Genomic DNA, 12,502 nt, shown 5'->3' on the forward strand with positions numbered 1-12,502 from the left:
ATGCTCTGAAGTCTGGACCGCCTGGAGGGCGACATATGGCTGGCATTCGCACACCTGATCTCCAAGAAAAAACGACGCTGGACGACTTTATCGGCAATAAGGACTCCGGCGCGGGCTCGGAGACTGTTCGGGTGAGCGCGGCGGCAGCCGCCGCGCAGCTCCGGACGCTCATCCAGTTCAACTCGGCCGTCGTCGCCGTCATCACCAAGACGCTATCCGCGCCTCCCGGCGGCGAGGCGATCGGTGATCGCTATATCGTCAAGCCGACCGGGACCGGCGCATTTGCCGGAAAGGACAATAATGTCGCGGAGAAAACGGCAGACGGATGGAGCTTCGTCGCGCCGTCGAGCGGATATCGCGCATTCTTGATCGACGAGAAGGCCGACTATTTTTGGGACGCGACGGCGTCGAAATGGACCGTTATCGACACGGCGGCGTTCCTCTTCGCGACCGTCGCCGAAATGAACGGGGTGACCGGCGCGCCGGCCAATCTCGAAGCGCATGTCGTGTCCGACGTCATCGGTAAGACGGCGAGCCGCGCCAGGGCATCGAATGTCGCCACGATCGTCATGCAGGCGGCGCATAGCCTCACCACAGGGCAAAAGATCAATGTGCGCGGTCTTTCGATCGCGGGATATGACGCAAATCAGGTGACGGTGACGGTCACGAACCCGACGACATACACCTATCCGAGCACGGGCGCGAACGAGTTGACGACGCCGGACACCGCCGGTCAGGCGGATCGCAACGGCGCCTATGCGTCGAATGGATCGGGCGGATGGGTGTGGAAGGGCGATATCGACGTCACCGCGCTGAACGTCAAGATCAATATTTTGAGCGCTTCCGTCGATGCTCTTTCGTCATCCGTCACTGCGCTCTCGGCGAGCGTCACTTCACTCGTCGCCACGGCGGGAGCTACCGCGGCCGACAAGCAGCTTCTCGACTCCATGCCGCCCGGCGCGATCGGAATGTGGCCGTTCGATCGCATCCAGAGCGAGCCCGTGGCGCATATTCCGAATATCCTCAATCGTACGCCCCCGCCTGCCGGAATCCTGACGCCGGCTAGCCGCATGTTCTCGTCCGCGCTCTTCTACAAATATCTGGCGACGGCGACGGATGATGCGCTGACCGATCCTTATGGCGGAACGGAAGCCTCTTATCTCAATATCTCGGCTGGAGGATTCATCGAGCGCAACCCGGCGATTACGCTTCCGGCGGGCACTTATACGCTCGCCTTGAGCTGCATTCGCAACGATGCGACCGATCAACAATTCTGCCTCACGAAGGATGGCGCCGTCACCAAATCATCACCTTTCACGGTGTCGAATACGTGGCTCAATACGATCGGGACGCGGCCTGCCTATACTTTCACGATTGCCTCTTCGACATCTCTTGCTCTCGGAATATGCGCGATAGATGGCTCGACGCCTGCGAAGATCGGCGCGCTATCGTTCGACTTGTTCCGTGGCGCCGCCGATCTCGGGCCGTCGCGGCCGTGCGACCACCTCATCCTCAGCACGCTCAACAGCGTCACGGCCTATGCGGCCGGCGAGCTGGCTCTCGCGGGAAAATATGGAATCATTCAGCGTCCCACCGCGATCACGCCAGCGACCTGGACCATTCAAGCGCTCATCAAGCTTCCCGGGGCCATCATCAATGGGTCAAACCCGATCCTGACGAAGGCGCAGAGCTACGCTGCTTTCACGGTCGATCAAATCAATGCGGGATTGCCTCGCTGGGTCGACGGAACGGTTGCGATCGACAGAGCATACGCGGCAAATCCATACTCAGGAATTTACCAATACGATAATTTCGTCGATATGGTCGGCCGCGGCTATCATCTCCTCACGGTCAAATATGACGGGACGACGCGCGAGATTTGGGTGGACGACTTCATGTTGTTTCACGACGAATGGGCATTCACGACGCCCTCTCTTCGTGATTTCGGCTTTAATTGCACCGCGCTAAACTCTGGAATGAGCACCGGAAATTGGAGCTATTCCGGAGCCCTCGCGTTTTGGGATCGTGCGCTTTCGCAGGCTGAAATCGAGAAATCGTTTTGGGTGCAAAAGTATCACGCCCTGGTGAATGGCCAGATGCTCGACCAGACGGTTGACCGCGTCATGGTGGTCAATGGAGATTCGATCAGCGGCGGCAACGGCGCGACGACATGGCCTTTCCTCTATGCATCACACGACAATCCGGCGGTGTGGGGCTCGGTCTGGTCATTCTTCGGATCGCAATTCAACCATGCGGTCACGCGCTCGGTTCAGATCAATAAAGGCATTCCGACGAATAGAGCCGGTCGGAAATTCATCTATGTGATCCCGATCGGAACGAACGTCGATCCGGCCTATCCTGACGCTCCCACTTTCGTCGCAGCGCTGAAAGCTCATTGCGTCGCGCAAAGAGCGCTCGGATGGATTCCGGTCATTTGCACATTGCTGCCCGGCGATGGCCTGACCGCGTTCAATGTGATCCGCAACGCCGTCAATACGGACATGCGCACGAACACGGCCGCCTACGGGAACGCGGTCTTGATCGACTTCGCCGCCGATTTGCAGATGGGGCCCGACAATTCGCGGACGCTATATCCGACCCTTTGGGCCGATGCGGTCCATCCGTCGAACGCAGGCTATGTCATCATGGAAGGGATCGCGCGCCCCGTGCTCAACGGAATCTGACCGTCACAACAAATCGTCCGGATCCATTTCCTCGGTCCGGACCAACGCTGCGTAGCTCTCGGCGTATCGCAAAAAAGCGTGCAGCGCGAGGAAGATCACCGCACAGGCGGCATACTCGACGATATGCGGTTCGATGCTTTCGCGGGTGACCTCGTGAATCTGCTCCAGCATTTGGGGCCTCCTTCGGGATACGCAAACAGCGCTCTCCGCCGGCCTGAGACAAGCTGAGAGAGCGACGCGACTCTCCGGCCGCGGCCCCCATCGGTCAATACGTATCTCCCACCGTAAAGCAGAGAGGAGCGGCTCCAGATGCTCGACATCCTCGGCGTCGAAATCCCCTATGCCGCGCTCGGCGGCCTCAGTCTCGCCGTCGCAGCCGCGCTCGGCGTCATCCTCTATCTCGACAGCCTCACGCCTCCCGCGCCGCTTCCGGGCTGGCGCTGGGGCGATCCGCAGCGCCGGCCGGAGCGCGGGTCCGGCGCTCTCGGCCATCTCATCGGCGCGCCGCTCGCGCTCGGACTGATCGCGCTCGCGCTCGCCGCCTGAGCGGCGCGGCTCGGAACCTCGGGGAAAATGCAATGGCCGACCAACCCTATGGCGTGCTGAATACGCAATTGAAGTTGCTCGTCGATACGAGTGACGGCTACATGGCCGAGCGGGTGACGAGCGCGAACACGCCGCCCGCCACGGCGCTGGCGACAATCCTCAACGGGGCGGCGCTGTCCGCCGCTGTCGATCTCAAAGCGATGCGCCTTTCCGCCATCATCATGCCGGCGGCCTGGACGGCGGCGGCGCTCACCTTCGCGGTCAGCGCAGACGGCGCGACCTATTATCCGCTCTATGACGCCACGGGCGGCGCCGAGGCGTCCTGGACGGTCGCGGCGGGGCTCTACATCGCCAATTCGAATTTCGCGCTGTGGAAGGATATTCGGTTCATCAAGCTGCGCTCCGGGACTGCGGCGTCTCCCGTCAATCAAGGGGCCGATCGCGTCATCACGATCGTGAGCGCGCCGTAAGGCTGGCCCGCTCGCCCATTTCGGGCCTAGCGGCATCTGAGCGCATCCCCGGCGCCGCTTCATAGCTCCGGACAACCCCATAGGACCGATGATCTATCGACGCCTCGCTTTTGCGGGCGCGCTGGCGTGCGCGCTCGCCCTCCTCTCGCCGCCGGCCGTGGCGGACCCGCTTGGGGATTTCTTCGCGGCGCTCTTTGCTCCACAGCGAGAGGCGCGCCTACATCCTCCGAGCGTCGGCTGGCGCCGAACCCGCGCCGCGCCCGTGTTGCTCGATGGCGCTGCGACGCCGCTCATCGCCGTGGCGCAGCGCTATGTCGGCTCGCACAATTTCACGGGGCTGCATGCGCCCTGGTGCATGGCGTCTTTACGCGTGTGGCTCGCGCGCGCCGGCTATGAGGCCCCGCGCTCCAATCGCGCGATCGACGGGCTGCACATCGGCATTGCGAGCGCGCCGCGCGTCGGCGCGGTTGCGGTGATGACCCATCATATCGGCGTCGTCGTCGCCTTCACGCGGCGCGGGCCGCTGATCCTATCAGGCAATCACGGCGGGAGGGTCGGCTATGGCGTCTACTCGCCGCGCCGCATCCTCGCCTATCGCCAGCCGATTTGAGACGGGAGCGCGCATATGACGCCGTGCGAGGTCGGAGAATGGATCATCGCGCGGTGGAAAGCCGAGGATGATCCGCGCCTGATCATCTGGCAGCTCGCGCATACGAGCTGGCCGCTCACGCGCGCCGACGTGATGGGCGTCATCCGCGCTCATATCGACCGCGAGACCGAAAACCGCACGCTCGGCAAGGCGTGCGGATAATCCGACCTGCCCGCCCCGCGCGTGAGACGCGCATTTTCAAAATTCAAAAGAGGTAAAACATGACCGAGTTCTCCGGCGCTGCCCGCCGCATCACTGTCGCCGATATCGAGGCCGCTGCGGATTCTCTGCAATGCGAGGTCGCCGCGCTGCGCGCCGTGCTCGCCGTCGAAAGCCGAGGCGCGGGGTTCGACGCGAAGAAGCGCCCGATCATTCTGTTCGAGCCGCATGTGTTCCATCGGCAGCTCGTGAGGGATATGCGCGCCAAGGGGCAAGTCAACGGCCCCGGTTCGCGGCTCGAGCGCGCAATCGACGCCGGTCTTTCCTATCCGAAGTGGGGCGCAAAGCCCTATCCGAAGACCAGCGATGGCAATTACGATCGCCTCGCCCGCGCCATCGCGATCGATGAAGAGTCTGCCTATCGCGCGGTGTCGATCGGCATGGGGCAGGTTCTCGGCGAAAATTTCGAGGCCGCTGGGCATTCGAGCGCGGTCGAGATGTTCCGCGCCGCGCGTGAGAGCGAAGCGGCTCAACTCGGCCACATGATCGGGTTCATCAAGCACAGACGTCTCGACGACGAGCTGCGCCGCAAGGATTGGAAGGACTTCGCGCGCGGCTACAACGGCCCCGGGCAGGTCGAGAAATATGCTGGCGCGCTCGCCAAGGCTTACAAGAAATGGGCGGAGGTCGCCGCCGTGCCGCGCGACGAGATCACCACGAAGGAGCTGCGCGCCGCCGGCTCGCGCACGATCGCCGGCGCCGACCAGGCGCAACAGGGCGTCGTCGGCGCGGTCGCGTCGATCGGCGGCGCGACGGCCGCGCTGTCCCAGGTCAAAGACCTCGCCGATCAAGCGCAAGAGGCGGCGACGGCCGTCCAGAGCGGCGTCTCGACGCTCGAGGCGCTGCGCACGTATTGGCCCCTGCTCGCCGTCGTCGGCCTCTCCGCTGTCGCCGCTTATTTCGTCTGGCGCGCGTGGCGCGGCGCCGGGCTCGTCAAGGCCGCCCGCGTCGACGATGCGGTCTCCGGCCTCAATGTGGGGAGGTGAGGCCATGCCGGAGCTCCATGCGCTCGTCGGTAAGACCGGCGCCGCCATCGTCATCGTCGCCACGACGATCGTCGTTGTCGCCTTCATGATCTCCGCGGCGGTCGCAGCGTGCTCGGCTGTGAGCGCGCTGCTCGGGCAACTGTTGTGATCCGCGACGCATTCGGCCGCATCCTCGCCCCTGTGGCGATCATGATGATCGTCATCGTGACGGCGGCATTCTGCATCGTCGAGCGGGCGTGTGCGCCGAGGCGAGACGCTCGCCGCCAGCGATAATTGTCGCTCGCGAGCAAGGAGTATCCCATGTTCGAAATATTCTCTGCGGTCGGCGGCGTTCTGACTTTCGTTGCCGATCATCGCTTCGCCGCGTTGGCTCTGCTTTGCGCCGCGGGCGGGCTCGCTGCGCGCGCTTATGTCCCCGTCGCCGGTGCGCCAATCGCCAAAGCCTGCTTTGCGGCGGCGATCGGCCTCGGCTGTTTCGACGGCGGCTACAGCCTGCGGGCCCGACAGGACCGCACGGCCGAGCTGCGCGCCGAGGCCAATGCGCTGCGCGAGGATATTCGCGCAGCGGCCGAGGTAGCCGAGAGCGCGAAACGACGATCCGAAACCGCCGAGCGGCTGCACGCCGCCGACGAACAGAAGGTGAGGACCTATGAGACGGTTCTGGCGAAGCGCGGCGACTGCGCTCTCTCTCGCGATGATGCTCGGCGGTTGCAACAGCTCGGCCGGTAGGCGCGCATTGCCGGTCTCGCCGATGGGCTTCGGCGAGCAGGTGCCGATGCGCCCGCTGCGCGCCGGCGACGGCGCCAAGGCGTCGCTCGCCGCGGAACGGGCCGATCATGCCGAGGCCAATCGACGGCTGAGCGCCGATCGCGATTTCTACACCGATGTGAGGGCGCGGTTCGGCGCAAAGGATTAGGCGAGGCGGAGCCGGTACCGGCTCGATTGTGGAAGGACAACGGAGATGGTCGAGTTCGATGCGACGGTGAGGCTGAGCGATATCATGCAGGCGATCGTCATCGCCGGCGGTGGCCTCTATGCGCTCGCCCAGATGCGAGCCGGGCTGCAGGCGACGAAAGACGAAATCGCGGCTGTCCATCGGCGGCTCGATCGAACCGACGAGGAGCTCGAAAAGCAGACGACGATCCTGGCCCAGCTCGCCAAGGGCGAAGCACGCATGGACGGTCTCGATCGTAGGCTCACCCTACTCGAGAGCCCGCGCGTGGCGCCGCGATGACCGACCCCCTCGCCGCCGAGCTGGCCCGGATCAAAGACCGGCTCGACGCCCTGCTCGACCATGACCCGGGCCCGGTCCTGCGCGCGAGAATCGTCGCCGCGCGCCAAGCAACTGCGGCAGCGCGGGACGAGGCATTTCTCGAGGCGGCCGAGCCGTCCGGGTCTGAGGTCGGCCTACATGGCGGCGATGTGCGCGACCTGGGCGGGGTGACCTGATAGATGCTGGCAGGCAACCCAGCTTACCCGACAATCCCCGCTGGCCCCGCGCCGGCGGAGTTTTTGCCTTTCGGTCAGCCCGTCACCATTCGAGCCAGCGCCAGCGCCTCCCGTCTGACCTCGACCGGCGCGAGCATAGGGTCGCCGCGCTCGACGGCGACCGTCAGCGCGACCCTCTCGGCGGCGGCGACGTGCAACCCGCGCAGCGATTCGCCGGCTTCGAGCGTCTGATAGGCCCGATGACCGAGGCCCATCCGATTCGCCATCTCCGCCTGTGTCAATCCGAGGCGTTTTCGCAGCGCGACGAGCTCCTCATTCGTCATTGATTTTCCCCGAGGCCAGCGTATCTTCCCCTTCGGAAGCGGGATGAGGCTTTCGCCCCACCCCGCCCCCTCCGGTTTAGAAGGAAATGGAGAGGGCTAGTCTCCATTTCCCCCACCGGAGTGTCACCGTGAGCTTGATGCTCATTGTCACACTCCAAGTCGCCGAGCAGAATTGCCCGACGCCTTTTTATACGAAAAAACTGCGTGTCACGCAATAGTGACACGCAGTTTTTTCGTATTTTAATCGCGACTTTTCCACCGATCCACGCGCACATGTTCCGGCTGTCGCCGCTCGACCTCCTCCCGCGGCAGCAACGCGCCATAAGCGGTCCTTCCGGCAAGGTTCCTTATTGAGAGTTTCACCCGGTCTGTGGGCAGGGGTAAACTGCGCAACTCGATTCGCACCCCGCCGCAGTCAAAGGGGGAGACGAGGGCCGCACTCAAATTCAAATGGGAAGCCCCTTTGACAACAAGCGTCCACCAGTTCAACGAAAATCGGCGGCCGGATCATGAGTTCATCGCGGGCGCTGTAAAATTCTTGGTCGCCGGAAACGCCTGCCGCCTCAAAGATCGGAGACGAACTCCCGGTTTTATAGAAACTATTTTCAATGATAGTGGCATGTTCCGTTGGCGCATCAATGATTTTGAAGACAGTGGTAAATATTGGGACGTTCCGTTCGAAGACGTATCAAAATTTCAATTTGAAATAGGAAGCCGAGAGGAGCCTGCATCGACAGTGAATGAGTTTCAAGCGACGATCGATAAATTCCAACATCCATTGGTGGTCGAGGCATCGATCAATAACTGTGAAGATACAAATCAGTGTTTGGAGAAAGAGTCGATCGAGATCCAAAAATGGCTTTCATCGGAATTGCAGATCGTCCCTGAAAGCCAATTCGACCCGACAGCTCCCGTCCATTCGCCTGAGATTGCTGCCGCGCTACAAAGATATTTGGACATGAAAGGCGTGGCGGAGCAGGAAAGATTAACTGCCGAGACCTACGTCTTGAATCCGTCTTCCGGCGAATGGATTAAAGGAATGCAGATTGTGCTCGCTGAGATGGGATTAAAGAATTTCTCCGGCAAAGCTATCCGAACGGAAAGCCTCTTCGAAGGTCTTGGCAGGAAAGACCTCCGCAGACTATATTTATCCAGCCGGCTAAGTTTCGTCCGAGCGGCATTCCGCTCGCTCGGACGACGGGAAGTCGTGCTCTTCAGAGGAATGTCGGCTGAAGGTCCTTGGAGGGGCGACATTGAAAAGTTCTTTTCGTCATGGACGTTTTCGAAGCAGGTCGCGGAAGCGTTCGCATCATTCAGTTCCGATGGAGCTGTAAGACACTCCTATCTCGTCAAAAGAACATTCTCAGTTGATAAGCTATTCATGACATTCGTTGAAACACATGCCATGAACAAGAGCTATCAAGAGGCCGAAGCAACCGTAATTCACGATGAATCCGATCGCCAACTCTGGTAGCGTATATTTGCCAGTTTGCCGCAATCCCGGATTTTAATGGTCGGGTCGTGCAGTGAAAGAAACAGAGCATACTATAAAGAGCATCCACCTTGCGAATGAGCGGGTGGTATGGGTGCGCGAGCCGGAGCATAAGGCCACGAACGTGACGGTGTTTCTGGATGCGGAGCTTTACCGAGACCGTGTTGGCGCGACATCGATCATCGAGGCCCTAAATTCCAAGGGTGACATTGATAGTTCGCTTTTTGTCTTTGTCTCAATGGAGAGCGCAGCATCCAGGTGGGTGGAGTGCCCCTGCTATCCTCCGTTCGCTCAGTTCATAGAAGAAGAATTATTCCCGTGGCTGGAGAGAGCCTATCCCAGCGCGCACGAAGCCAAGGAGCGCGTGATCTCGGGTCTTAGCTATACCGGTTTGGCCGCGGCTTATGTCTCTATGATGAATCCGTCTCGATTCACGAAGGTGATCGCCCAGTCGGGCTCATTCTGGTCAAACGATTGTTGGATTATCGATTATTTCGAGAAACTGGATCCCAAGCCAAAAACAGAATTTTACCTGGATGTGGGTCTTCAAGAGACGCAGGAAAACGTTCTGCACAAAGAGGATGTTTTGCAAGCAGTCTCCCAGATCGACGCGGTGAAGAGATTTCGAGACGCATTGCTGCGACACGGCTACCGACCTCGTTATGTCGAATTCGATGGAGGTCACGATTTCGCAGCGTGGGGCCTTACTCTGCCAGATGCGCTGCGATGGGCGCTGCCTTCTACGAGGAACGAGACCCCGCGAATGCAGCAGAGCTGCATCGCTGACGGCCGCCGCTGAAGGGCTGCTTTCGGAAAGCATCAACGACCGCAACGGGTCATAGTTCCTCGCTCGCGGTCCCGAACGGCCAAGGGGCGCCATGAGCGGTCATTGGCCCAACGTTCCATAACGATCCGCAGGGAGCGAGGACTTGTTGGACAGCAAGTCGACGTGCATGAATGACCCGCACATGCGACAGGTTACGCATTGGTGGAGCCAGTTGCAGAGAGATCTCGGACTCAAGCGGCGCAACGAACAGACGGAACTAATGACATACAATCTGACAGAAGGGCAGCTCGACGCGCCGGCCGATGTCGGCGTAATCGACGGTCTTTCTGCCAGTTTACGCGTAGCGCTTCCGAGCGATTATCTTGATTTCCTCCGCCAGCATAATGGCGGCGAAGGATTTATCGGCGGCAACTATATCATCTTCTGGAAAGCCGAGGAGCTTGCCGAGTTCAATCGTGGATATGAGGTCGAAAAATACGCCCCCGACATCCTCCTGTTTGGTTCTAATGGCGGCGGTGAGGGTTACGGCTTCGACATCCAATCGGCAGCGATGCCCATAGTCCGCATCCCCTTCATCGGGATGGAGCGCCGCTATGCGATACCTGTGGCCAAGGACTTCCCGGACCTCTTCGCCAAGCTGGCGATACCACTATGAGCGATCGTCTCAACGCCCGCTAAAGCAGGACCGCTTCCGCGAACGTCTCCTTCGGGTCACGTCCGGTCGCTCGGTCGGTGGCGGCGCAGCGCTCCGACCGCTCTATCTGTGGTGAGTGTCTGCGTTAACCGAATCGGCACGGTTCGAACTTCCCCGCACAATCCGCGCCCGGACATCCTCCGGCTGGCGTCGCCGGACCTCCTCCCGCGCGCCTCGGCCGTCCGGCGCGCCGCCAGCGCAGCCATTCCATCGGCCGATGTGACGACAAGGCGCGGGACCTCGGCCGCATCGCATGACGGCCCTCACGTCTCGAGCAATTGAGAAAGCCACGCCGATTCCTCCGGCGGGGCTTTTTTCTGCGTTAACGAAATTTGAGCGATCGATTTAAGCGGCCTGCAACCGTTCGTTGATATGGGTCCCGCGCGCCAATGATTGGCGTCGAACGAGGTATCGACATGTCGGTCGATCTAGACCTCGCGCGCCTCGTCGCGCGAACAATCGAGAACACCGATCGGCTCCTCGAGGACGAAAAAACCTCTTGGGACGTCGCCGTGAAGGGCGTTGAGAAGGTTATAGCAGACCTCGTCACTCGCTACCCACAGCACAGCGACTGGATCGAGAAGCAATTTGCGGAGTGGCGGCGCAAGCATGGTCATTGAAAGGGAATTTTTCGCAATCATTGAATTTTTCGTTGCGGTCTCCCCCGGACCCTGGTCCGCTCCGCGCAAATACGGGATCAGTGCCAGGCGGAGACACATGATTCGAAAAACCCCCAAGGAATGCCCGAAACAGTCGGCGGTCGCCGAATTCGATCGCGTATCGGCAATGTTGAGCCTGATCGACTATCTGATCGTCGAGGCCAAGCAGTCTGACCCTATGGTCGAATATTTCTTGCAAATGGCCCGACTATCGCTCCTGGAAGAGGAACAGACGCGCGCCGACGTCGAAGGTCGCAATTGACGGCGACGCCGCAGAGGCCGGCGGCGCTGCCGATAAATGCGCCTGTAACTCCGCCCCGGCTCTTTGAGCACCCAATCATCCGGCGCGAAGGTTCCCGCACTGCTTCTCGTCGCCTGACCGGTCGCTTAGGCAACCGGAAAGCTGCTATTTCCGTCGAAAATTCTGCAAGGGTTGAAGTGCTTTAAGGAGAGCATCCAGCGCTGCTTTGAGTTTATCGACAGATTCGCGACTCACTAAATAACCCAAAATCGTCCCGTCCACGGTAATACAGAACTCATTTCCTATTATTGCACTATTCATTAAGATCGTCAATTCGCCCCCAAATGGCATCAATGCGTGCCGCAAAATCTTCTCATTATCGCTAGTCGCCTCCGCACCATGCGCCAAAGAATTCCTGATTCCTCCAAATTTTGGAAAAGCATCATCGAATAACTTCGCCGATTTTTTTCTTTCATTTATATCCACCAATGGCGCCAATGTTGGGCATTTCTTGATAGATTTGTTTATTGAATGAATTATTTGATAAAACTCATAAATAGACATAGCGCCAGATTTAGCCGCGATAAACCTCCAATTTTTGTGTAGATTATGTTTTTTCATATCTATGCGGCTTTCGTCCCCATCCAGCCGCGGTGGAGGACCGCTGCAGTCCTCGAAAAGCGTAACGGCCGCCTCAAAACTATCGTAAATGCCGGTAAGTGAGGCAACATTTCGTTGTAACGCGAACGCTTCATCTCGCTCGCTCTCGGGCAGATGATCTAAGAGTAGTGAGAACATGGCGATCCAACTCGATCGGTGATGAATTTATCGGAACTCGCTCTGAGATTAACGATTCAGCGTCGCAATTGCACGACGCGATTGGCAGGCGTCGTGCCAAGTGTGAGGAGCAATTCCGGAATTGAACCCGTGACCCCTCCCGTGTGAACGGGCGCTTTCGAAGCGACTACATCGCCCACCTATGGATTGACTCCTCCCCGAACCCAAAGCTACCAACAGTTGCGTTTTAGCTGGGCCTTGGGGGCATTCATGCGTAAGTTTCTTGTCGTTATGGTTGTCGCGTCGAGCCTCGGGGGCTGCGCCTACAAGGCGCAACCGATCGCCGCGGGGTCCTTCGACGTCGTCACCAGCTATTCCAACAAACCGTGCCTATCCGGTTGACGCATACACCCACTAGATGTAGTTCGGCGGTGGTCTTCGATCGAATGAGGCGTTGCGGCGATGGACGTTCTCGACCGCGCGGGGCTGGCGTTTCCGAAATCGCTCCCCGAATTCCAGCAGCTTT

General features: G+C 60.1%; 19 protein-coding genes. 16 read left to right on the forward strand and 3 right to left on the reverse strand.

Going from position 1 to position 12,502, the window contains the following annotated elements; genetic code table 11:
* Positions 1-35 precede the first annotated feature (35 nt).
* Complete coding sequence (locus tag VIF40_RS18240; RefSeq protein WP_331938938.1) at positions 36-2,684, forward strand: DUF2793 domain-containing protein; 2,649 nt, start codon at positions 36-38, stop codon at positions 2,682-2,684.
* Positions 2,685-2,687: 3 nt separating this feature from the next.
* On the opposite strand, the gene VIF40_RS18245 is transcribed toward VIF40_RS18240, so the two are convergent.
* Positions 2,688-2,855 (reverse strand): hypothetical protein, encoded by a 168-nt coding sequence (locus VIF40_RS18245; RefSeq protein ID WP_331938939.1) that lies wholly within the window; start codon positions 2,853-2,855, stop codon positions 2,688-2,690.
* Positions 2,856-2,993: 138 nt separating this feature from the next.
* Here VIF40_RS18245 and VIF40_RS18250 point away from each other — a divergent pair, with 138 nt between their 5' ends.
* The 10 genes from VIF40_RS18250 to VIF40_RS18295 all read left to right on the forward strand — a co-directional run bounded on the left by VIF40_RS18250 (position 2,994) and on the right by VIF40_RS18295 (position 7,003).
* Positions 2,994-3,230, forward strand: coding sequence for a hypothetical protein (locus tag VIF40_RS18250; protein ID WP_331938940.1), 237 nt, complete (start codon positions 2,994-2,996; stop codon positions 3,228-3,230).
* A 32-nt stretch (positions 3,231-3,262) separates the two neighbouring features.
* Positions 3,263-3,700, forward strand: coding sequence for a hypothetical protein (locus tag VIF40_RS18255; RefSeq protein WP_331938941.1), 438 nt, complete (start codon positions 3,263-3,265; stop codon positions 3,698-3,700).
* Between the two features lie 262 nt (positions 3,701-3,962).
* Complete coding sequence (locus tag VIF40_RS18260) at positions 3,963-4,310, forward strand: hypothetical protein (protein ID WP_331938942.1); 348 nt, start codon at positions 3,963-3,965, stop codon at positions 4,308-4,310.
* Between the two features lie 15 nt (positions 4,311-4,325).
* Positions 4,326-4,511 (forward strand): hypothetical protein, encoded by a 186-nt coding sequence (locus VIF40_RS18265; RefSeq protein ID WP_331938943.1) that lies wholly within the window; start codon positions 4,326-4,328, stop codon positions 4,509-4,511.
* A 59-nt stretch (positions 4,512-4,570) separates the two neighbouring features.
* A complete protein-coding gene (locus VIF40_RS18270) occupies positions 4,571-5,554 on the forward strand; it encodes an N-acetylmuramidase family protein (RefSeq protein WP_331938944.1) in 984 nt (327 codons plus the stop codon).
* Between the two features lie 4 nt (positions 5,555-5,558).
* The gene (locus tag VIF40_RS18275; RefSeq protein WP_331938945.1) at positions 5,559-5,702 is read left to right on the forward strand and encodes a hypothetical protein; all 144 of its coding nucleotides are present in this window, start codon (positions 5,559-5,561) and stop codon (positions 5,700-5,702) included.
* Between the two features lie 152 nt (positions 5,703-5,854).
* Positions 5,855-6,283 (forward strand): hypothetical protein, encoded by a 429-nt coding sequence (locus VIF40_RS18280; RefSeq protein WP_331938946.1) that lies wholly within the window; start codon positions 5,855-5,857, stop codon positions 6,281-6,283.
* A gap of 7 nt (positions 6,284-6,290) precedes the next feature.
* Positions 6,291-6,470 carry a hypothetical protein gene (locus VIF40_RS18285; protein WP_331938947.1) on the forward strand — a complete coding sequence of 60 codons (180 nt, stop codon included), beginning with the start codon at positions 6,291-6,293 and terminating at the stop codon, positions 6,468-6,470.
* 45 nt (positions 6,471-6,515) lie between these two features.
* Positions 6,516-6,788, forward strand: coding sequence for a hypothetical protein (locus VIF40_RS18290; RefSeq protein WP_331938948.1), 273 nt, complete (start codon positions 6,516-6,518; stop codon positions 6,786-6,788).
* Positions 6,785-7,003: a hypothetical protein gene (locus tag VIF40_RS18295; protein ID WP_331938949.1), complete on the forward strand. Its 219-nt coding sequence runs from the start codon at positions 6,785-6,787 to the stop codon at positions 7,001-7,003. Before VIF40_RS18290 ends, VIF40_RS18295 begins: the two co-directional genes overlap by 4 nt.
* A gap of 74 nt (positions 7,004-7,077) precedes the next feature.
* Here the strand turns inward: VIF40_RS18295 and VIF40_RS18300 are convergent, their stop codons facing one another.
* Positions 7,078-7,326 (reverse strand): helix-turn-helix transcriptional regulator, encoded by a 249-nt coding sequence (locus tag VIF40_RS18300; RefSeq protein WP_331938950.1) that lies wholly within the window; start codon positions 7,324-7,326, stop codon positions 7,078-7,080.
* A gap of 463 nt (positions 7,327-7,789) precedes the next feature.
* Here VIF40_RS18300 and VIF40_RS18305 point away from each other — a divergent pair, with 463 nt between their 5' ends.
* From VIF40_RS18305 to VIF40_RS18325, 5 genes are all read left to right on the forward strand, one after another.
* A complete protein-coding gene (locus VIF40_RS18305; RefSeq protein ID WP_331938951.1) occupies positions 7,790-8,800 on the forward strand; it encodes a hypothetical protein in 1,011 nt (336 codons plus the stop codon).
* A gap of 52 nt (positions 8,801-8,852) precedes the next feature.
* Positions 8,853-9,617, forward strand: a complete 765-nt coding sequence (locus tag VIF40_RS18310) for an alpha/beta hydrolase (protein WP_331938952.1) — start codon at positions 8,853-8,855, stop codon at positions 9,615-9,617.
* Positions 9,618-9,747: 130 nt separating this feature from the next.
* The gene (locus tag VIF40_RS18315) at positions 9,748-10,260 is read left to right on the forward strand and encodes an SMI1/KNR4 family protein (RefSeq protein WP_331938953.1); all 513 of its coding nucleotides are present in this window, start codon (positions 9,748-9,750) and stop codon (positions 10,258-10,260) included.
* 455 nt (positions 10,261-10,715) lie between these two features.
* On the forward strand, positions 10,716-10,919 hold the full coding sequence (locus VIF40_RS18320) for a hypothetical protein (protein WP_331938954.1): 204 nt from the start codon (positions 10,716-10,718) through the stop codon (positions 10,917-10,919).
* Positions 10,909-11,220: a hypothetical protein gene (locus VIF40_RS18325; protein WP_331938955.1), complete on the forward strand. Its 312-nt coding sequence runs from the start codon at positions 10,909-10,911 to the stop codon at positions 11,218-11,220. Before VIF40_RS18320 ends, VIF40_RS18325 begins: the two co-directional genes overlap by 11 nt.
* 144 nt (positions 11,221-11,364) lie before the next feature.
* On the opposite strand, the gene VIF40_RS18330 is transcribed toward VIF40_RS18325, so the two are convergent.
* Positions 11,365-11,997: a hypothetical protein gene (locus VIF40_RS18330; RefSeq protein ID WP_331938956.1), complete on the reverse strand. Its 633-nt coding sequence runs from the start codon at positions 11,995-11,997 to the stop codon at positions 11,365-11,367.
* Between the last annotated feature and the right edge of the window lie 505 nt (positions 11,998-12,502).

This window comes from Methylosinus sp. (genome assembly GCF_036560965.1).
Taxonomy (GTDB): domain Bacteria; phylum Pseudomonadota; class Alphaproteobacteria; order Rhizobiales; family Beijerinckiaceae; genus Methylosinus.